Here is a 19,712-nt window from a genome sequence, read left to right on the forward strand (position 1 = left end):
CGGCGCCCGGTGTTTATAGGAGCCCGCACCCCCCCGCCGGGCCGGTGGGTTTCTTCTGTCCGTGCCGCCGGGCCCCTCACGCTCACCAAAATGGGATTCCATTTACGCGCGCACCTCTTGACGCCGCTGATCGGCTAAATCTAGGTTCTCAGCCACGGAAACCGCCTTCCGATTCGCGGAAACCCCCATCCTGTATCCCATCCCAGGAGTCCCGCATGACTGCCCTGGAAGACCGCCGCTCGCCCGTGGAGACCACCGGCGCCGCCACGAGTCCCGGCCTCTACACCTACGACCTCGCCCCGATCAAACGGGAGGGCCGCCGCTGGGGCGCCTACAACGTCTTCACCCTCTGGGCCAACGACGTCCACAGCCTCGGCAACTACGCCTTCGCCATCGGCCTGTTCGCCCTCGGGCTGAACGTGTGGGGCATCCTGGCCGCCTTCGCGCTCGCCTCCGTCCTGCTGTTCCTCCTGCTGACCCTGTCCGGGTTCATGGGACACAAGACGGGTGTCCCCTTCCCCGTCATGAGCCGGATCGCCTTCGGCATCAAGGGGGCGAGGATTCCGGCCGCCGTCCGCGGCGCCGTCGCCGTCACCTGGTTCGGCATCCAGACGTATCTGGCCTCCACCGTCCTGAGCACCCTGCTGGTGGCCATGTTCCCGGCGCTGGCCCGCCTGGACACCAACTCCCTGCTGGGGCAGTCGACGCTCGGCTGGATCACCTTCCTGGCACTGTGGGCGCTGCAGGTGCTCATCGTCAGCTACGGCATGCAGATGATCCGCCGGTACATGGCCTTCGCCGCGCCCACCACCCTGATCACCATGTGTGCGCTCGCGGTGTGGATGTTCGTCCGCGCCGGCGGCTCGATCTCCCTGTCCGCCGGCGACCCCCTCACCGGCGGCGCGATGTGGCTGCAAGTGCTGCAGGCCGCCGCGCTGTGGGTGGTCATCTACGGGACGTTCGTGCTGAACTTCTGCGACTTCACCCGCTCCGCGCGCAGCCGCGGCTCCATCGTCCGCGGCAACGTCATCGGCATCCCGGTCAACATGCTGTTCTTCGCCTGCATCGTGGCGGTCCTCAGCGGCGCCCAGTTCAAGCTCGACGGCCGGGTCATCACCAGCCCGACGGACATCGTGCGGAGCGTCCCGAACATGGCGCTGCTGGCCATCGCCTCGCTCGCGCTCATCGCCCTGACCGTGGCGGTGAACCTGCTGGCCAACTTCGTCGCCCCGATCTACACACTGGTCGACCTCTTCCCCCGCCGCCTGGACTTCCGCAAGGCCGGCCTGGTCAGCGCGGTCCTCGGGCTGATCATCACGCCCTGGAACCTCTACAACAGCCCGCTCGTCGTGAACTACTTCCTCGGCGGACTCGGCGCCCTCCTCGGCCCCCTGTTCGGTGTCATCATGGCCGACTACTGGCTGCTGCGCCGGGCACGTGTGAACGTCCCCCACCTCTACACCGAGGACGCCGACGCCGAATACCACTACCGCCGCGGCTACAACCCGCGTGCCGTCGCCGCGTTCGTGCCCAGCGCCGCGATCGCCGTGGTCGTCGCCCTGGTGCCGTTCTTCCACGCCGCGGCCGGCTTCTCGTGGTTCGTCGGCGCGGTGCTCGCCGCCGGGCTCTACACCCTCGTCGCCGACCGTGCCACGCCCCTGCGCGACGTGGACGGCGAAGCCATCGCCGTCACCGCGGAATGACCCCGGCCGGGCACGTACGCCGAGGAGAGACACGCACCACCCCACCGAGCAGAAGGCCCACCCACCCATGCGCATCCTCGTGGTCAACGTCAACACCACGCAGTCCATCACCGACGCCATCGGCGAGCAGGCGGCCGCCGCGGCCCTGCCGGGCACCGAGATCGTGCCGCTGACCCCCGCCTTCGGCGCGGAGTCCGTCGAGGGCAACTACGAGAGCTACCTCGCCGCCGTGGCCGTCATGGAGACCGTGCTCGCCCACCCGGAGCCGTTCGACGCGGTGATCCAGGCCGGTTACGGCGAACACGGCCGCGAGGGGCTGCAGGAACTGCTCGACGTCCCCGTGGTGGACATCACCGAGGCGGCCGCGAGCACCGCTCAGTTCCTCGGCCGGCGCTACTCCGTGGTGACCACCCTGGACCGTACGGTCCGCTTGATCGAGGAGCGCCTGGAGGTGGCCGGTCTGCGCGCCCGGTGCGCCTCCGTGCGCGCCAGCGGGCTCGCCGTGCTCGACCTGGAACAGGACGAGGCGGCGGCCGTGGACGCCATCGCGGAGCAGGCCGCCTTGGCGGTGACCGAGGACCGCGCCGAGGTGATCTGCCTGGGCTGCGGGGGCATGGCCGGTCTCGCCGAGCGCGTGGTGAAGCGGACCGGGGTGCCGGTGGTGGACGGGGTGAGCGCCGCCGTGACGATCGCCGAGTCCCTCGTCCGCCTCGGCCTGTCCACGTCCAAGGTGCGCACGTATGCGCCGCCGCGGCCCAAGCAGATCGCCAACTGGCCACCGCGCGTCCGCTGACCTGGGGGTGCGGGGTATCCTGACGGGCCGTCCCGCCCGCCCAGCGGGAACGCGGGCGGTGCGCCCGAGGGACACGGCGGGACGCGCCCGGGGGACACGGCGAGACGAGAAGGACGGCGATGACTGCGTCAGGGGACTTCATGCCCGAGTCCGAGCGGGTGACGCGGCAGCTGCGCGACGAGATCCTCGACGGAGTCCGACGCCCCGGCAGCCGGCTCGTGGAACGCGAGCTGGCCGAATCCCTGGGCGTCAGCCGCCTCCCCGTCCGCGAAGCCCTCAAAACCCTGGTCTCCGAAGGGCTGGTCACCCCCAGGCCCCGCACCTGGGCCGTGGTCCGCGAGTTCACCGCCAGCGACGTCGCCGACCTCGACGAGGTCCGCGCGGCCCTGGAACCCCTGGCCTTCCGGCTGGCCGCCCAGCGGCACACCCGCGCCGGCCTGGAGCAACTCCGCGCGGCCCTGGACACCGAACTGGCCGCCGCCCGCGCCGGCGACGCCGTACGCGCCCGCCGCGCCGCAGCCGACTTCCACCAGACGGTCACCGCCCTGGCCGCCAACGAGCTGCTCACCGAACTCGAACGCGTCCTGCGCAGCCGGCTGCGCTGGCTCCTCAGCCAGCACGACGACCTGCTCGGCATCGCACGCGAACACCAGACCCTGTACGACGCCATCGCCGCCCGCGACGTCGACCACATCGAGACCCTCGTCCGCGACCACCTCGCCACCAGCCGCAACGCCGTCATCGGCCACCGAGGTCACGACCAGCCCTGACCGGCTCCGGCCGGGCCTGCGCCCCAGGACGACACCGGCCGCCCCGGCGCCCGAAGACGCGAAGGCGGCCGTCACTCCTCACCGGAGCACGACTGCGCGGGCGGCCGACGCCGCGCAGGTCCCGCGCGAGCGGCCCTCGCCGCCGAAGCCCCGCGGCCGGCAGCCGTCGCCCGGAAAGGCCCCTTCTAGCGGCCGTCGGCGAGAGCCGCGATCCCCGCCCGGGCGAACTTCTCGTCCAGGTCGCCGGACGGGGCGCCCGCGACACCGACACCCGCGATCGGCGCGTTGCCGTAGGCCACCGGAGCGCCGCCCGCCAGGAACAAAGTGCCCGGGATGTCCTTCAGCGTGGGGGCCGCCTTCAGGCGTTCGACCAGCTGGGAGGTGGGCGCGTTCCAGGAGACGGCGGTGTACGCCTTCTTGATCGCCGACTCGTAGGACTGCGGACCGGCACCGTCCCCGCGCAGCGTGACGAGGGTGTTGCCGTCGCGGTCCACCACCGCGACGCTCACCCGCTGCCCCTCCTTCCCGGCCGCCTGCAGCGCCGCCTGCGCGGCCCGGGCGGCGGCCTCGACCGTGAGGTGGTCGCTGGTGGTCGTGGCCTTCGTCTTCACCGCGGCCACGGGGGCGGCCGGCGGGGCGGCCGGGGTGTCCGCGGCGGCGGACACCGCTCCGACCACCCCGGCCCCGACCGCCGCCACGGCCGCCGCGGAGGCGACGACCCTGGCACGGGTGGAGAACATCCTGGCCTTGTGCTGCTGCATGGCGGGCAACTCCCTGTCGTGTCCCATCGAGGGGCGCTTGACGCGCCGTGCCTCCAGCCTCCCGGCCGGGACCCCACACCCCCCTCGGCTCTCCGGCTGGTCCTGCGCAGCGGGACGGACGACCCCGGGGTCAGCCGATCGGATGACCCTCGGCCCCTGCCGGGCCGTGCCCGGTCGCCGCGAACCCGTAGTCGGTCCACTTCTCCAGGACGCGCCGGCGCACGTCCTTCGGAAAGGAGTTGGCGAACGAGGCGGTGACCCCCCGCGTGACGCCCTCGAACTGCTCGGGCAGCAGGCAGCTGACGACGGCCTTCCCGCCCCGGCCGGTGCGCGCCTCTTCCGTGGTGAGGTAGGGGACCATGGGGATGCCGGGCGCCTCGGGGTAGACGTAGTGGCCGGTGGCGGGGTGGTTGCGGGTGGCCAGGGCCCACACGACCTGGTCGATGTCGGTGATGTCGATGTCGTCGGCCACCAGGAGGACCTTCGGGACCAGCCACCCGGTGTGCGACCCGAAGAGCACCTCGGCCACGGCGTCGGCCAGCTCCCGCTCGGTCATGCGCGTGCGGGCCAGCCGCCGGATGTCGACGGCCACGACGATCCAGCAGGTGGCGGCCTCGTAGGAGCACCAGGCCAGGGAGACGGGCAGCCCGCTGGAGCGCAGCAGGTCCAGGCTGACGGCCGAGATCATGGTGCCCCAGATGGTGTGGTTCTCCTCCGGCGGCAGGCCCGCCACGCAGACGGGCAGGATCGGATCCTGACGGTGTGTCACCGCCTCGACTTGGAAGACCGGTTGCCGCTTGCTCTCGGCGAAGGCGTACCCGTGGTACTCCCCCATCGGTCCCTCGGGGGCCGTCTCGTCGGGGCTGATGTACCCCTCCAGCACGATCTCGGAGCGGGCCGGGACGTACAGGTCGTTGGTCTCGGCGCGGACCACCTCGACGGGGCCGCCGGCCAGGGCGCCGACATAGCCGTCCTCGTTCACATGGGCGGGAAGCGGCATGCCGGCCGCGGCCAGGGCCGCCGGCGGGGCGCCGAGCACCATGGCCCACGGGGTGCGCTCGCCCCGCTCGCGCCACATCCCGTGGATCATGCCGAGGTGCTGCTGCGGCATGGCGGGGCCCACCAGGGTGGTGCGCCCGTGCAGCATGGTGCGGCTGACCGACCAGCTCGTCCAGCGTCCGTCCGGGGTGCGCACCACGTGGAAGCCGTAGGTGCCGAAGTACCGGCCGCCGTCCTGCGCGTGCAGCAGCGGCACCGGGAAACGCTCCAGGTCCACGTCGTCACCGGTGACGATGTTCTCCTTGCAGGGTCCGGTCGCCACCACGCGCGGGGGGACGGGGTCGGTGTGCATGGCGGAGATCAGCTTCTCGAGCAGGTCGCGCGGTCCGGTGGTGCGCGGCAGCCCCAGGTGGGCGGCCAGCCGTCCGTACGTCTGCCCCGGGCGTCCGCTCAGTCCCGCCGGGGCGCCCAGGATCCGGAAACCGGGGGCGCCTTCGGTGAGGTTGCCGAAGAGCGGGGCGGGGCTGCGGGTGTCGTAGACGCGACGGGTGACCGCGCCGACCTCCAGGGTGGGGCTGACCGGTTCCCGGATGTCCACCGCGTCACCGGTGGCGAGCAACTCCGTGACGAAGTCGCGGAAGTCGAGTGCGCTGCCGCGTCGTGCCATGACAGGACCTTTCCCGTGCGCGGGGGGCGGAGCACCACCCCTCGTCACACACAGTTATGACGTACACGTCCTTCTTTCTCGCACCGTATAGTACGTGTACGTCCTGAACAACCGGGCTGGAGGCGGAGTGATGAGGCAGCAGGCGGCGCCGACACCCACTCCGCTGGACGCGCTCGGCGGACTCGGGCCGCTGGCCCGCCAGTTGAACCAGCTGCACACCCGGCTGTGGTACGAGCAGGTGCACCAGGACCTCACCGGGCCGCAGTTCACGGTGCTGAGCCTGCTGGACGCCCACGGCGACATGGACCAGAGCACGCTCGGCGCCCTGGCACATCTCGACAAGTCGACCGCAGCGCCCCTGCTCGAACGGCTGCGCCGCCGCGGCCTGGTGGACATCGCCCGCGACGACAGCGACCGCCGGCGCAAACGGGTGCGCCTGACCGAGGAGGGCCGGCGGCTGGCCGTCCGCCTGGCCCCCGCGGTCGTGGCGGTGAGCGAGCAGATGCTCGCGCCGTTCACCCCCGAGGAGCGGGACCAGCTGCTCGGCCTGCTGCGACGGGCGGTCGGCGCCCGGGAAGGCTAGCCTTCCCGGGCAGCACCCTCTCCGCCGCCGGCGGCGCTCCCGCCTGAGGCGAGCAGGGCGCGGCAGTGGGCCAGGAAACCGGCGAGGGTCAGCTCGAAGGCCCGGTCGGCGCGGTCCGCTCCCGTGGCCACCAGGGCCGCGGCCAGGTGGGGCGCCTCCACGTCGGCCCCGACCACCCACATCACCTCGGGGGCCGACATGTCCAGGGCCGAGCCGAGGACGATGTTGTCCAGGCCGGTGACGACCGGCATGACCAGCTCCGGCGCGAACCCGGCGGCCAGCAGCAGGGCGGCCACCCGGTCGTACTGCCGGATCACCCGGGGTGCCCGCACCGGGGTGGTCATCAGCATGGAGACCGCCCTGGGGTGGGCCGCGAAGGCGGCCCGGTAGGAGCGCGCCCACGCCTGCAGGGCCACGTCCCAGGGACCCTCGTCGAGGGCAGCGGGGTCGAGGTCGTCGACCACCTGGTCGCGCAGCAGCTCGATCACCCCGGCCCGGCCGTCCACATGGTGATACACCGAGGCGGTCTGCACACCGAGCCGGCGCGCGATCTCGGGGACGGTGAAGTCGCCCGTCTCATCGACGAGTTCGAGCGCCGTACGGCCGATGCGCCGTCGGTCGAGCAGAGCCTTTCGCGGCCGCCCCATGGATGGATCTCCTGACGTGAGGTCTTCCCGAATCCTACGTCGGTCGCTAGATTACCTAAATCGAAACGGTTTAGGTTTCGCGGCGGCGCCACTGTCCCCGTCCCCCGGGGTCCCCCGGGGGACGCGGCCGGTCGCCGGGGCCGCCGCCCCGCCCTCTCCCCCGTCGAAGAAGGGCCGAACGTATGGCCGTTGAGTCCACCTCCCGTCAGGGAGCAGCCGACAGCGCCGCACCGCGGTGCGAGGGCGACGCCGAGACGGACGGCTCCCCCGGTCTGCGCCGGGCCAGTCTGGGCGTCGCCGACATCGCCTTCTTCGTCGTCTCGGCCGCGGCGCCGCTGACGGTGATGGCCGGCGTGGCACCCCTGGCCATCGGGGTGGGCGGCGTCGGCGCACCCGTCGGTTACCTGATCGCCGGTGCCGTGCTCGCGGTCTTCGCGGCCGGCTTCACGGCGATGACCCGGCACGTGCGCAGCAGCGGCGGCTTCTACGCCTTCATCACGCGCGGGCTCGGCCGCCCGGCCGGCTTCGGGGCCGCCACGGTCGCCCTGCTGGCGTACAACGGCATGCAGATCGGCGTGTACGGGCTGCTCGCCACCGGCACCCGCGACACCCTCGACGCCCTGTGGGGCATCCAGGTGCCCTGGCCGGCGATCGCGATCGCCGGTGTGTTCGTGATCTGGTACCTCGGCTACCGCAGTATCGAGTTCGGCGCGAAGGTGCTCGCCGTGCTGCTGCTCGCGGAGACCGGCATCCTGGTGCTGCTGGCCGGCGGCGTGCTCCTCGACGGCGGCGCCGAGGGCATCGCCTGGGACTCCTTCACCCCCGGCAACGTCCTGGTGCCCGGCACCGGGGCGGTGCTGTCCTTCGCGTTCGCCGCGTTCACGGGTTTCGAGTCCACCGCGATCTACCGCCGCGAGGCGCGCGACCCGGGCCGCACCATTCCGCGGGCCACCTACATCGCCGTCGGTTTCCTCGGCCTGTTCTACGCCTTCAGCGTGTGGATCGTCATCCAGGCCTACGGCGGCTCGCGGATCATGAAGGCCGTCGCCGCCGACCCCATGGGCCTGTTCTTCACCGCGACCACCCATTACGTGGGCGGCTGGGCCGCCGACCTGATGCACCTGTTCATCATCACCAGCATCCTCGCCTCGCAACTGGCCTTCCACAACGCCATCAACCGCTACGGCCTCTCGCTCGCCCAGGAGGGCGTGCTGCCCCAGGTGCTCGGCCGGGTGCACGCCAAGCACCGCTCGCCGTACGTGGCCGGCATCGCGCAGAGCGTCCTCGCCCTGCTGCTCGTCACGGGCTTCGCCGTGGCCGGCGCCGACCCCTACCGGCAGCTGCTGCTGTGGCTGAACACCCCCGGCAGCCTGGGCCTGATGGGCCTGCAGGCGCTCACCGCCGTCGCCGTGGTCCGCTACTTCCGGCGCACACGGCACGAGGAGGGCCGCTGGCGGAGCCTGATCGCGCCGCTGGCCGCCGCCGTGCTGATGGCCGGTGCGATGTGGCTGGTCGTCAGCAAGATCGGCCTGATGACCGGGGCGTCGGCCACCACCGATACCGTCCTGGTGCTGCTCGTCCCGGCCGCCTTCGTCCTCGGGGTCCTGATCTCCCTGCGCATCCGCCGCACCCGGCCCGAGGTCTACGCGCACTTCGCCGACGAACCGGCCGAGGAACCGACCGGCGAACCGGCCGCCGGCCAGGCCCCGGCCTGACCGGGCCGTCGCCCGCCCCAGCCGCCGCACCGCGCCGGCGCACACACGTGCCCCGCCGCACGCAGCAGGGCACACCCGCGCCCCGTACCGGAGCACGGCACACCCGCGCCCCGTACCGGAGCACGGCACACCCGTGGCCCCGTACCTCCGCACCAAGCGCGGCACACCCGCAACCCCCGCACGAAGCAAGGAAACACCTGTGTCACACCTCGCCGCCCCCCGCTCCACCGCCGACACCGTCCTGACCGGTGCCCGGGTCCGCACCCTCGACCCCGGCCGGCCCTCGGCGAGCGCCGTCGCGGTCGCCGACGGCCGCATCGTCGCCGTCGGTGACGACAGCGACGTACGGGACTGGCGGGGGCCGCACACCGAGATCGTCGACCTGGCCGGGGCCACCCTCACACCCGGGCTGGTGGACGGCCACAGCCACCCGAGCTTCGGGCTCAGGATGGCCACGGGCCTCGACCTCTCCGACTGCCGGGACCTGGACGCGCTGCGCGCCGAGCTGTCCGCCGCGGCCCGCGCGGCGAAGCCCGGCGACTGGGTCCTCGGGCACAACCTGGACCACAACGTCTTCGGCGGCCGGCCCGTCCACCACGACCTGATCGACGCCGCCCTCGCGGGCGTGCCCGCCTTCATCCGGCTCTACGACGGCCATTCGGCCCTGGCCAGCGGCCCGGCCCTGGCCGCCGCCGGCATCGACGGCCCGCGCCGCTTCCAGCAGGGCGCCCAGGTCGTCTGCGACGAGGAGGGGCGGCCCACCGGGCATCTCATCGAGTTCGACGCCATGAGCCTGATGGACCCGGTGCTGCCCGCGCAGAGCGCGGCCGTGCGCCGGGAACGGCTCCTCGCCCTGCTGCGGGACATGGCCGCCACCGGGTTGACGGGCGCCCACGTCATGGACCTGCAGGAGCCGGACACCCTGGAACTGCTGGCCGCTGTCGAGGACGACGGCGAACTGCCGCTGCGGCTGCGGATCTTCCCCTGGTGCATGCCCGGCACCGACGCGGAGGGCCTGGACCACCTGGTCGCGCTCCAGCGCTCCCACGGGCGGCGCTGGCTCGTCGGCGGCGTGAAGTTCTTCATGGACGGCACCGTCGAGGGCGGCACCGCCTGGCTGGAGCACGCCGACTGCCACGGTCAGGGAACCGAGCCGTTCTGGCCCGACCCCGCCGACTACACCCGCGCCGTGCACCACTTCGCGCGCGCCGGCGTGCGCACCGCGACCCACGCCATCGGGGACGCGGCCGTACGGCACGTGCTGGACACCGTGGAACTCCTGACGGACCCCGCGCAGCGCGCCCTGCACCGGATCGAGCACATCGAGACGGTGCCCGGCAGCCAGCTGCCCCGTTTCGCCCGGCTCGGCGTGGCCGCGTCCATGCAGCCCACGCACCTGGCGTACACCCGCGCCGACCACACCGACCAGTGGTCGCAGCGGGTCGGCGAGGAGCGCGCCGGTCGCGCCTGGCGCTGCCGTGACCTGCGGGAGGCGGGCGCGATCCTCGTGCTGGGCTCGGACTGGCCCATCGCGCACTACGACCCGCGCCAGGTGCTCGCCACCGCCCGGCTGCGCCGGCTGCCCGGGCGACCGGAGGTCGCCCCGGTCACCGCCGAGCAGGCGCTCACGGGCCTGATGGCGCTGGAGGGCCTCACCTCGCACGCCGCCCTCGCGGTCGGCGAGCAGGGGGTGGCCGGGCGCGTCGCGCCGGGGTGCAGGGCCGACCTGACGGCGTTCGCCGTGGACCCGGTCACCGCGCCCGCCGACGAGGTCGGCACGGCGCCCGTCACCCTGACCATGACCGGCGGGACGATCGTGCACCGGGCCTGAGCCCGCCGGCCCGGCGCCCGACGACCAGGACTTTCGCCGGCCGGCCGGCCTCGCCGGCGCCGGGCCGGGAACACCGCGGGCCTGTCGCACGTTGATCCACTGCGGCAGGAACGGAGGCCCGGAGAAGTGCACGGTGAATACAAGGTGCCCGACGGCAAGCTCGTCGTCGTGGACCTGGAGGTCGAGGACGGCGTGCTGCGGCACGTGCAGGTGGCCGGGGACTTCTTCCTGGAGCCGGACGAGGCGCTGGACGCCGTGAACGGCGCGCTGGAGGGCGCCCCCGCGGACACCGACGCCGCAGGGTTGGCGGCCCGGATCGACGCCGCGCTCCCGCAGGGCACGGTGATGTACGGGCTGACGTCCCAGGGCGTGGGCACCGCGGTGCGCCGCGCGCTGGCCGAGGCCACCGACTGGACGGACTACGACTGGCAGCTGATCCACGAGGGCCCGCAGTCGCCCGCGCTGCACATGGCGCTGGACGAGGTGCTGACCGCCGAGGTGGCGGCCGGCCGGCGGCCCCCGACGCTGCGGGTCTGGGAGTGGGGAGCCCCCGCCGTGATCATCGGCAGCTTCCAGTCGCTGCGCAACGAGGTGGACCCCGAGGGCGCCGCCCGGCACGGCGTCACCGTCGTCCGCCGCATCTCCGGCGGCGGCGCCATGTTCGTCGAGGCCGGGAACACCATCACCTACTCCCTGTCCGTGCCCGCGCCGCTGGTGTCCGGTCTGTCTTTCGCCGACTCCTACCGCTACCTCGACGACTGGGTGCTGGCGGCCCTGGGCGACATGGGCATCAAGGCGTGGTACCAGCCCCTGAACGACATCGCCACCGAGGCCGGCAAGATCGCCGGCGCCGCCCAGAAGCGCATGGTCGCCACCGACGGCGGCCCCGGCGCGGTTCTGCACCACGTGACCATGTCCTACGACATCGACGCCGACAAGATGCTCGACGTGCTGCGCATCGGCAAGGAGAAGATGTCCGACAAGGGCACCCGGTCCGCCAAGAAGCGCGTCGACCCCCTGCGGCGCCAGACCGGCCTGCCCCGCGAGACCGTCATCGAGCGCATGATCGACTCCTTCCGGACCCGCTACGGCCTCACCTCCGGGCACGTCACCCCCGAGGAGATGGCCCGCGCCCAGGAACTGGCCGTCACCAAGTACGGCAGCGAGGAGTGGACGGCGCGCGTGCCGTAGCACGGGTCCCGTCGCGCGCCGTGGTCGGAGCGGGGCTGCCCGGCCGACCTCGACGAAACCTAGACCACCTCGACCACCTGCGGATGGCATCACCCTGCGGCGCATCCTCGACGGCCACGTCGCCGAGTGGCGGGCGGCCGGAGGCTGAAGGTGTGCCTTATTCACATTTCCGAGCCCACGAGACAGGCAGAAAAATCGTATGCCGGCTTCTGCTTTGAAAAAAAAAAAAAAAAGAATCACCCTCCCCGCACCCATTCTCCTCTCTCCCTCCAGCATCGAGGAGGTGTCGAGCGGATCGGGGGCCAGTCGCGTCCACAGCACGACGCTGTCGGGCAGCGGATCGCCGGAGGCGACGCCCAGGGTGAAGGGATCGGCCCGCAGCGCGGTCGTGGCGGAGCGGGCACTAGCCGCGCCGGGGAAGGCGAGCACCCCGGCGGCGGCCACGGCACCGCCGATCAGCAGGCGTCGCGACGGCAGACCGCTGCGGGGGGAGGACGGCGGATTGTCGGTCGTCTCCGGCAAGTTGACCTCCGTATGAAGGGATCTCCGCCGTGACACTACGAGAGGTCGTCCGCGCCCAGAAGACTTCGCGGCTGCGCATGTCTGAACCGCGGATGGAGTCTCAGTGATCCCAGGAGCCGGTCCTCGTCCCGGACGCGCCGAACCGGCCGCGCGCGGCAGCGGACCGGTCCCGTGCAACCGCGGGCCGGCCGCGTCCAGGTGCGGGCCGGTCGGCGGTCGCGACCGGCCGTCCCGCCCGCGGCACCGGCCCGCCCGCCGTCTACCGGCTCTTGAAGAGCCGGCGCAGCCCGCGCCGCTCGCCCGTGCCGGGGCCGTGTGTCCCGGGGGTGTGGCGGGTGTGTTCGACCACGGCGTTCACGAACGCCATGGGGTCGCGTGCCATGCCGGTGCGCACCACGGCGTGCTCCGTCTCATCGGCCCACTCGCACAGCACGGCGCCTTCCTCACCGGTGAGCGGATCGACCGACCGCTCCAGGGTCAGGTAACGGCAGGTGTCCCGCCCCCCGTGCCGGACGACCGCCGCGAAGTGCGCCTCCCCCGCGCGGACGGCCGGCGGCAGGACGACCACCAGCACGTCGTGCCTGCCCTGTTCCATCAGGGTGCCGCGCGGCAGGGCGCCGGTCAGCCGCTCCTCGGGCGCGAGCGCCTGAGCCGCCTCGTCCCAGAACGCGCCGAGCAGCACATCGACCTCGTCCTTCGGCATGTCGAGCAGGAAGGAGCCGTTCGTCAGGGCCGCATGCTTGAGTACGTCGTGCGCGAACCGGTAGTGGTGCGCGCGCGGGTCGCCCTTCGTCCCGTGCGCGGGCGCGGCGTCCGTCGCGGGGGCCGCGCCGCGCGATCGCCGGATCAGGGCCCGCAGGTCCTCGTCCCCGTCGAGGACGATGTCGCCGTCGTGCAGCCGGGCGAGGGGCCGCAGCAGGCCGTCGTGCCACCAGTACACGTGCGGCGACACCCGCAGACGCGCGTTCCGGTACTCCTTCGGGGCCAGGGCCATCAGAAAGGACAGCACGCCCGTCAGGACAGCGGGGTCGGTGATCGGGTGGAAGAGCAGGCTGTAGGCGTGCGGGACCGCGACGAGCACGCCGTCCTTCGGTATCGGCGCCCCGGTCAGTTCCGGTATCAGCCGGTCGAGGACGGCGAGACGCGCGGCGTTGAACGGCGAGGTGCCGGCCACCACGTGGCACCGGCCGCCCTCGACCTCGTGTGTGACGTGCTCCTCCACGGGCAGGCCGCGCAGGTTCGCCAGCGCCTGCTCGCGCACCGCCTCGGCGGGGCCCATGTCGCGCAGCACCTTGTCACCGACGAGAGCGAACCCGTCCGGCCTGCGCAGGGCGACGAACTGCCGCAGCCCCGGGGCGATCTCCGCCGTCAGCTGGAACTCCTGCGGGTTCCACTGCGCCAGGTTCTCCGGCTCGGTCAGGAAGGGGAACAGCCGGTCCCGGGCGTCCTCGAACAGGGCGGTGCTCCCGCCGGTCCGCGTGTCCCCGGTCTCCTGCCGCGGTCCTTCCGCCTGCCCGTTCCCCGGGCCTTCCTCCTGCCCGTTCGCCGGGCCTTCCTCCTGCCCGTTCCCCGGGCCTTCCTCCTGCCCGTTCCCCGGGCCTTCCTCCTGCCCGTTCCCCGGGCCTTCCTCCTGCCCGTCGCCAGGCCCTTCCGCTCGTCCGTCCGCCGGCGCTTCCTCCTGGCCCTTGCCCGGTTCTTCCGCTTGTTCGCGCCGGGCGCCGCCGTGCCGCCGCAGATGCATCCGGACCAGGGTCGGCAGTTCCTCGGGTTCGGGGCGCAGCCGCTCCAGGTCGGCGATGAGTTCCGTCAGGTCGTGGACCGTGCCGTCGGCGGCGTGCGCGATGGTCCCGTCGAACCTGGTCAGATCGACCCCGAGCAGCGAGAACGCCCGCCGGAGCCGACCGGTCGCGGTCTCATCGAAAATCTCGTCGGACATGGGTCCCTTTTTCCCCTTTTTCCCGGCGTCGGTACTGAGTCCTCTGTCCCGACCGCGACGCTCCGGGCCAGGATGCCATACGGGGAGCCACCCGCCCGAAAAGGGCGGGCGGGGTGAGGCCACTGGCCGCCGATCGGCATCGGTTCGCACGCCATTGGCTTCTCCGGTCTGCCCGCCCCGGCCGGGGCGGGGCGCCTTCTGCGCCGAGACGGGGGCTCTCCTGCGCGGGACCGGGTGCTCCTGCGCCGGAGCGGGCATCACGGCGCCGGACTCCACCCGGCGGGGTCACCCGCCCAGGGCCGCACCGGTCGCAGACTGCCCGTTGCGGACACCTGTGGTGGTATGGAGCGCAGAGGGCAGGCGACGGGTGGCCGGCGGAGGAGGGCGGCGATGGAGCGGACGACGTGCTGCGTGGTGGGCGGCGGACCGGCCGGGATGGTGCTCGCCCTGTTGCTCGCCCGGGCCGGCGTCGAGGTGACGGTCCTGGAGAAGCACGGTGACTTCCTGCGGGACTTCCGCGGTGACACCGTGCACCCCTCCACGCTGGCGTTGCTGGACGACCTCGGTCTGGCCGAGCGTTTCGCGCGTCTGCCGCAGCGCCGGGTCACCTCGGTGCAGCTGCCGCTCGGTCCGGACGGTGCGCTGGTCACCGTCTCCGACCTCAGCGCCCTGCCCGGCCCGTACACATACGTGGCGATGGTGCCGCAGTGGGACCTGCTGGACCTGCTCGCGGAGGAGGCCCGCAAGGAGCCGTCCTTCTCCCTGCGGATGAACACCGAGGCGACGTCGTTCGTGGTGGAGCGCGGAAGGGTCACGGGGGTGCGCTACCGCACGTCGGACGGGCGCACCGGAGAGCTGCGGGCCGTGCTCACGGTGGCCTGCGACGGCCGGGGTTCCCTGGCCCGGTCGCGGCCCGAACTGCGGCCGCGGCGGTTCGCGTGTCCCATGGACGCCTGGTGGTTCCGGCTGCCGCGGCGGGAGAGCGACCCGCACGGGCTGGTGGGGGGTGTCGGCGACCGGTTCCTCGCGGCCCTGATCGACCGCGGGGAGTACTGGCAGTGCGCCGCGCTGATCCCCAAGGGCACGGACGCCGAGCGCCGCGCCGCCGGCCTCGACCGGTTCCGGGACCAGTTCGCGGCCGCCGTCCCCTGGCTGGCGGACCGGATGCACGCGCTGGAGTCCTGGGAGGAGGTGAAGATGCTCGACGTACGGCTCGACCGCCTCCGGCGCTGGCACCGCCCGGGACTGCTGTGCATCGGCGACGCGGCGCACGCGATGTCACCGGTGTTCGGCATCGGCATCAACCTCGCCGTCCAGGACGCCGTGGCCGCCGCGCGGCATCTGGCCGGGCCGCTGCGCGGCGGCACCGTCGGCCTGCGGGACGTCCGCCGCGTCGAGCGGCGCCGCCGGCCGACGACGGTGGCGACGCAGGCTCTGCAGCGGATCGCCCACGCGCGGGTCATCGGACCCGTGCTCGCCGGCCGCCCGCCTCTCGGCCGCCCCCGGGCGCGGCGGATGGGCGAACTGCTCGCCACCGTGCCCTGGCTCAAGCGCGTGCCGGCGTACTTCATCGGCTACGGCGCCCTGCGCGAGCGCCCGCCGGCGCGGTCGCTGCGGTGAGGACGACCGTCCGGTCGGTGGGGCCTCCCGGCGGTGACGAGGCGTTCGTTCTCGCCGCCTCGCCGACGCGGGAAGCCGTCCAGCCGCCTCGCCGACGTGGAAAGCCGTCTGCGCGCCCCGCCCTGCCTGCCCCGCTCCCGGATCATCCCGGTACGCCGTCGCGGGCCGCGGGTGCGGCACCCTCGCGCGGGCCGTCGGCGGGTCCGGCACCGCGCAGGCCGAAGGCGGAGAGCACCGCACCCAGCAGCACCATGACGACCGGGACGACGAGCGCGGTGCGGTAGGCGGCCGGCGCCGCGCCCGCGGCGCCGTCGGCGCCGTCCGCGGCGATGCCGTACACCACGGTCACCGCGGAGATCCCGACCGCGGAGCCGAACTGGGTGAATGTGTACAGCAGCCCGCCGGCCAGGCCCTGCTCCTGCGCGGCCACGCTGTCGGTGGCCGCGATGGTGAGCGGACCGTAGGCGAGGGCGAAGGCGAGGCCCGCGGTGATCAGGCTCGGGAACATCGCCCCGTAGGACCCGTCGATCCCGACCGGCAGGAAGAGCCCGTAGCCAACGACCGCCAGCAGGAAGCCGCCGAGAATGACCCGGCCGGTGCCGTAGCGGCGCACCAGGCACGGAGTGAGCGTGGGCGCCAGCACGGCGTCGCAGCCCATGGCGATCAGCGCGAGGGCGGTCCGCAGGGGGGACCAGTCGCGCAGCTCCTGCAGGTAGAGGGTGACGACGAACTGGAAGCCGTAGAACGCGCCCAGAAAGAGCAGCGCGGAAAGGTCGGCCCGCACCATCGCGGCCCTGCGGAAGATCCCCAGCCGGACGAGCGGCGCCGCGGCGCGCCGTTCGATCACGACGAACGCCGCCACCAGGGCCGACCCGGCGGCGAACGCGCCGAGGGTCGGCCGGAGTCCTTCGTCGCGGTGCTCCAGGCGGATGATGCCGTAGGCGAACAGCAGCATCGCCGCGGCGGCGCAGGCGGCGCCGGCCAGGTCGTAGCCGCGCCGCGCCGGCTCGGGCCGGGCCTCGGCCGGCAGCACCCGCAGCGCCGCGAGCAGGATGGCTCCGGCCAGGACCACCGGGGCGAAGAACACCCAGCGCCAGCCCAGTTCGGTCAGCAGCCCGCCGATGACCAGGCCCAGCGAGAAGCCGCCGGCACCGACCCCGGCGAAGACCAGCAACGCCTTGTCGCGCCGCGGTCCCTCCGGATACGAGGTCGTGATGATCGACATGGCGGCGGGGGTCATGAAAGCCGCCGCCACACCGGTGACGAACCGGGCCACGACCAGCGTCCAGCCGTCGATCGCGAAGCCGCCCAGCAGGGAGAAGACCAGGAAGACGGCCAGCCAGGTGAGGAACATGCGCCGCCTGCCCAGCAGATCGGCGGCCCGACCGCCGAGCAGGGTGAAACCGGCGTAGCCGAGCACGTAACCGCTCATCACCCACGCCGTGGCGCCGGTGGTCAGGGAGAGGTCGGCCCGGATGGCGGGGACGGCGACGGCCAGCATGGCGACGTCGCTGCCCTCGAGGAAGATCGTCCCGCACAGCACGAGCAGCAGGGCCCAGCCCTGTCCGCCGGTGCCAGTCGAGGGGACGGTGGGCACGGACGCGTTGCTCATCCGTCGACTCGCCCGGTCGTGCCCGGTTCCACCCGCCGGACGCCGTCCGCCGGGCAGGCGCCGCCCGCCCGGCCCTTCCGTCCCCCGCCCGCGATCCGGACCGCTGCTCCTGCGTCCCCTGCGACCACCATGGCCGCGACCGTAGCGAGCAACACGCGGTCGGGCCACACCTTTTCGGCGTCGTGGCCGTGGCCCGGCCCCGGGGACATCCGGCCCGGGCGCGGAGGACCAGCCGGTCGGAACACGGCCTTCGATGCGGTCCTTGCTCCGCTCGACCGGCGCCGCCGACACACGCCACGGCATCGACCGCGAGGACCTGCCGGGCCGTTACGGAGCGACCTTCCAGGACGGTCCGCCGCCCGTCCCCGTGTCCTGACCGGGCGGCTCGGCCCGGCCCGCCGTCAGTCGATCAGGCGGGATCCGTGCCCGCCGGTCCGAAGGACCGGTGGGCCACGCCGTCCAGGTGTGCGCGCATCGCGGCCTCGCACGCCTGCGCGTCGCGCGCCTCGAAGGCCCGCAGGATCGCCGCGTGCTCGGCCAGGGCCTCCTCGGTGTCGTTGATGCGTCCACCGGTGAAGCGGCGGAAGCGCTGGATGTGAGCGCCCAGCGGGTCGATGGCCGCGGACAGGAAACGGTTGCCCGCGGCCTCGGCGATGGCGGCGTGGAAGGCGGAGTCCGCCTTCATGTAGGCGCGGAAGTCGTCCGTCTCGCGCTGCTCGGCGGCCTCCGTCATCTCCCGGTGGTGCTCCGCGAGGACCCGAGCCGTGCCGGCCGCGTCCCGCTCGCACGCCTGGCGTGCGCTGTAGGGCTCGATGAGCAGCCGCGCCGCCATGAGTTCACGGAACCCGCTGTCGTCCAGCAGCGGTGCCACCGTGTAGCCGCGGTGCGGCACCCGCTGCACCAGACCCGTGTTCTCCAGCTTGGCCAGCGCCTCGCGCAGCGGTGTCGGCGAGACACCCCAGTCCTTGGCGATGGTGTCGATGCGCAAGGGTGTGCCGGGGTCCAGGCCCTCGTCGAGGATGAGGGCCAGCAGGGCCTCGTACGCCTCGTCCATCAGGACGGTCCTGCCGAGCCCGGTCGGCCGTACCTGCCTGCCGACTGCTCCCATCGTCGCCTCTTTCCGATGCGACCCCCGCGGTGGGGGCCTTGTTTCGTCCCAGCTGAACGCACCCGTGCGCCGGCCGTCAGCTTATCGGGCGGTGCCCGGCGGGGGTGGCCCGCCCGGCGGACGGCGCTCCCGACGCCGGGTCAGTGCGCGGTGCGCGGGGACAGCAGCGTCACCAGCGACGAGTCGTCCTCCGCTCCCAGACCGTGGCTCACGGCGAGCTGGTACAGCTGGTCCGCGGCGGCGGCGACCGACGTCGCCACGCCCGCCTTCTTGGCGAGGGACACCACCAGGTTCATGTCCTTGCGGATGATGTCCAGCCGGGAGCGCAGCTCGGGACCGCCGGTGCCGTCCTCGGCGACCTGGTACTGCTGCACCATGCGCGGCCCGCGGTCGGCGAGCATGAACGAGGCGGCGGCACCCTGCCCGAGGACGTCCACGGCACGCTCCAGGTCGATGCCGAGCGCGCGGGCCAGCGCGAGCGACTCCGCGGCGGCCGCGGTGTGGATGCCGCACAGCAACTGGTTGACGGTCTTCATGATCTGTCCGTCACCGATGCGCGGGCCGACGACGTGCAGGGTGGAGGAGAGCCGGTCCAGGACGGGCCGGGCGGCGTCCAGCGCGGTGTCGTCGGCACCGACCATGATCAGCAGGTCGCCGGTGCCGGCCCGCACCGCGCCGCCGCTGACCGGCGCGTCGACCAGGCGCACGCCCTGCTCGGCCAGGCGCGCGGCCACGCCTTGGACGGCGTCGACGCCCACGGTGGAGGTGACCACGACGACCGCGCCCTCGCGCAGCGTCTCGGCGGCCCCCCGGCGCACGGGGCCGCCGCCGAACAGACACGACTCCAGCTGCTCCTGGTCGCGTACGGCGATGACGACGACTTCCGCGTCCTGCGCGGCCTCGGCGGGCGTCGCGGCGGGTGCGGCCCCGGCCTCGGCGGCCAGGTCCCGGCGTTCGGCGAAGACGTCGAAGGCGCGGACCGGGAAGGCCCCGGCCAGCCGGGTGGCCATCGGCAGGCCCATGGCGCCCAGGCCGAGGACCGCGGTGACCGAGCCGGGGGTGGCGGACGAGGAGGAGGTGGTGGTGTCGGTGGACATGAGGACTTCCTTCGTGCGGGCTTGCGGCCGAGTGGGCCGCGGGAACAGTTTCTCTCCGCGCCGCGCCGGCCGTGCGGCCGTCACGTTCGGTGTCCGCAGGCGGCGCGGCGGTCCGGGCGGGGGCGGGAGCGCCGGTGCTTCCGGCGCGGACAGGGGG

The 19,712-nt window shown here is 73.3% G+C and carries 15 protein-coding genes and 1 pseudogene; 8 read left to right on the plus strand and 8 right to left on the minus strand.

Annotation, left to right across the window (positions count from 1 at the left end):
* Positions 1-215 precede the first annotated feature (215 nt).
* The 3 genes from GV126_RS00610 to GV126_RS00620 all read left to right on the plus strand — a co-directional run bounded on the left by GV126_RS00610 (position 216) and on the right by GV126_RS00620 (position 3,266).
* Entirely contained in the window at positions 216-1,703 is a 1,488-nt protein-coding gene (locus GV126_RS00610; protein ID WP_159661939.1) for an NCS1 family nucleobase:cation symporter-1, read from the plus strand.
* 67 nt (positions 1,704-1,770) lie between these two features.
* The gene (locus tag GV126_RS00615; RefSeq protein WP_159661940.1) at positions 1,771-2,496 is read left to right on the plus strand and encodes an aspartate/glutamate racemase family protein; all 726 of its coding nucleotides are present in this window, start codon (positions 1,771-1,773) and stop codon (positions 2,494-2,496) included.
* Positions 2,497-2,615: 119 nt separating this feature from the next.
* Complete coding sequence (locus GV126_RS00620) at positions 2,616-3,266, plus strand: GntR family transcriptional regulator (RefSeq protein WP_028424639.1); 651 nt, start codon at positions 2,616-2,618, stop codon at positions 3,264-3,266.
* A gap of 185 nt (positions 3,267-3,451) precedes the next feature.
* On the opposite strand, the gene GV126_RS00625 is transcribed toward GV126_RS00620, so the two are convergent.
* Together GV126_RS00625 and GV126_RS00630 are read right to left on the minus strand one after the other, a co-directional pair.
* Positions 3,452-4,027: a GlcG/HbpS family heme-binding protein gene (locus tag GV126_RS00625; protein ID WP_236569816.1), complete on the minus strand. Its 576-nt coding sequence runs from the start codon at positions 4,025-4,027 to the stop codon at positions 3,452-3,454.
* A gap of 130 nt (positions 4,028-4,157) precedes the next feature.
* Entirely contained in the window at positions 4,158-5,693 is a 1,536-nt protein-coding gene (locus GV126_RS00630) for a UbiD family decarboxylase (protein WP_159661941.1), read from the minus strand.
* A gap of 130 nt (positions 5,694-5,823) precedes the next feature.
* On the opposite strand from GV126_RS00630, the gene GV126_RS00635 reads away from it, so the two are divergent.
* Positions 5,824-6,276, plus strand: a complete 453-nt coding sequence (locus GV126_RS00635) for a MarR family winged helix-turn-helix transcriptional regulator (RefSeq protein ID WP_159661942.1) — start codon at positions 5,824-5,826, stop codon at positions 6,274-6,276.
* On the opposite strand, the gene GV126_RS00640 is transcribed toward GV126_RS00635, so the two are convergent.
* Positions 6,273-6,923 (minus strand): TetR/AcrR family transcriptional regulator, encoded by a 651-nt coding sequence (locus tag GV126_RS00640; RefSeq protein ID WP_159661943.1) that lies wholly within the window; start codon positions 6,921-6,923, stop codon positions 6,273-6,275. The genes GV126_RS00635 and GV126_RS00640 overlap by 4 nt on opposite strands.
* A gap of 182 nt (positions 6,924-7,105) precedes the next feature.
* Between GV126_RS00640 and GV126_RS00645 the strand changes: the two genes are divergently transcribed.
* The 3 genes from GV126_RS00645 (at position 7,106) to lplAB (ending at position 11,660) form a co-directional block, all read left to right on the plus strand.
* Positions 7,106-8,638, plus strand: coding sequence for an APC family permease (locus tag GV126_RS00645; RefSeq protein ID WP_159661944.1), 1,533 nt, complete (start codon positions 7,106-7,108; stop codon positions 8,636-8,638).
* A gap of 199 nt (positions 8,639-8,837) precedes the next feature.
* The gene (locus GV126_RS00650; protein ID WP_159661945.1) at positions 8,838-10,469 is read left to right on the plus strand and encodes an amidohydrolase; all 1,632 of its coding nucleotides are present in this window, start codon (positions 8,838-8,840) and stop codon (positions 10,467-10,469) included.
* A 126-nt stretch (positions 10,470-10,595) separates the two neighbouring features.
* The gene (gene lplAB / locus GV126_RS00655; protein ID WP_159661946.1) at positions 10,596-11,660 is read left to right on the plus strand and encodes a lipoate-protein ligase LplAB; all 1,065 of its coding nucleotides are present in this window, start codon (positions 10,596-10,598) and stop codon (positions 11,658-11,660) included.
* A gap of 294 nt (positions 11,661-11,954) precedes the next feature.
* Here lplAB and GV126_RS36060 read toward each other — a convergent pair.
* Together GV126_RS36060 and GV126_RS35565 are read right to left on the minus strand one after the other, a co-directional pair.
* Positions 11,955-12,218, minus strand: a pseudogene (locus GV126_RS36060) (PhoD-like phosphatase N-terminal domain-containing protein); the annotation flags it as partial.
* A gap of 223 nt (positions 12,219-12,441) precedes the next feature.
* Positions 12,442-14,118, minus strand: coding sequence for a hypothetical protein (locus tag GV126_RS35565; RefSeq protein WP_201299779.1), 1,677 nt, complete (start codon positions 14,116-14,118; stop codon positions 12,442-12,444).
* 390 nt (positions 14,119-14,508) lie between these two features.
* Here GV126_RS35565 and GV126_RS00670 point away from each other — a divergent pair, with 390 nt between their 5' ends.
* Entirely contained in the window at positions 14,509-15,738 is a 1,230-nt protein-coding gene (locus GV126_RS00670; protein ID WP_159661947.1) for an FAD-dependent oxidoreductase, read from the plus strand.
* Positions 15,739-15,880: 142 nt separating this feature from the next.
* Here GV126_RS00670 and GV126_RS00675 read toward each other — a convergent pair whose 3' ends face one another.
* From GV126_RS00675 to GV126_RS00685, 3 genes are all read right to left on the minus strand, one after another.
* Complete coding sequence (locus GV126_RS00675; protein ID WP_159661948.1) at positions 15,881-17,350, minus strand: MFS transporter; 1,470 nt, start codon at positions 17,348-17,350, stop codon at positions 15,881-15,883.
* Positions 17,351-17,759: 409 nt separating this feature from the next.
* Entirely contained in the window at positions 17,760-18,458 is a 699-nt protein-coding gene (locus tag GV126_RS00680; RefSeq protein ID WP_159661949.1) for a GntR family transcriptional regulator, read from the minus strand.
* Positions 18,459-18,598: 140 nt separating this feature from the next.
* Entirely contained in the window at positions 18,599-19,555 is a 957-nt protein-coding gene (locus GV126_RS00685; RefSeq protein ID WP_159661950.1) for an NAD(P)-dependent oxidoreductase, read from the minus strand.
* Between the last annotated feature and the right edge of the window lie 157 nt (positions 19,556-19,712).

The sequence above is a fragment of the Streptomyces mexicanus genome (assembly GCF_902506575.1).
In the GTDB taxonomy this organism is placed as follows: Bacteria; Actinomycetota; Actinomycetes; order Streptomycetales; family Streptomycetaceae; genus Streptomyces; species Streptomyces mexicanus.

Coding starts and splice junctions, on each gene's coding strand:
- GV126_RS00680 (WP_159661949.1), bottom strand. CDS start 18,458: ATGGGAGCAGTCGGCAGGCAGGTACGGCCGACCGGGCTCGGCAGGACC.
- GV126_RS00645 (WP_159661944.1), top strand. CDS start 7,106: ATGGCCGTTGAGTCCACCTCCCGTCAGGGAGCAGCCGACAGCGCCGCA.
- GV126_RS00640 (WP_159661943.1), bottom strand. CDS start 6,923: ATGGGGCGGCCGCGAAAGGCTCTGCTCGACCGACGGCGCATCGGCCGT.
- GV126_RS00620 (WP_028424639.1), top strand. CDS start 2,616: ATGACTGCGTCAGGGGACTTCATGCCCGAGTCCGAGCGGGTGACGCGG.
- GV126_RS00630 (WP_159661941.1), bottom strand. CDS start 5,693: ATGGCACGACGCGGCAGCGCACTCGACTTCCGCGACTTCGTCACGGAG.
- GV126_RS00675 (WP_159661948.1), bottom strand. CDS start 17,350: ATGAGCAACGCGTCCGTGCCCACCGTCCCCTCGACTGGCACCGGCGGA.
- GV126_RS00670 (WP_159661947.1), top strand. CDS start 14,509: ATGGAGCGGACGACGTGCTGCGTGGTGGGCGGCGGACCGGCCGGGATG.
- GV126_RS35565 (WP_201299779.1), bottom strand. CDS start 14,118: ATGTCCGACGAGATTTTCGATGAGACCGCGACCGGTCGGCTCCGGCGG.
- GV126_RS00625 (WP_236569816.1), bottom strand. CDS start 4,027: ATGCAGCAGCACAAGGCCAGGATGTTCTCCACCCGTGCCAGGGTCGTC.
- GV126_RS00635 (WP_159661942.1), top strand. CDS start 5,824: ATGAGGCAGCAGGCGGCGCCGACACCCACTCCGCTGGACGCGCTCGGC.
- GV126_RS00615 (WP_159661940.1), top strand. CDS start 1,771: ATGCGCATCCTCGTGGTCAACGTCAACACCACGCAGTCCATCACCGAC.
- GV126_RS00685 (WP_159661950.1), bottom strand. CDS start 19,555: ATGTCCACCGACACCACCACCTCCTCCTCGTCCGCCACCCCCGGCTCG.
- GV126_RS00610 (WP_159661939.1), top strand. CDS start 216: ATGACTGCCCTGGAAGACCGCCGCTCGCCCGTGGAGACCACCGGCGCC.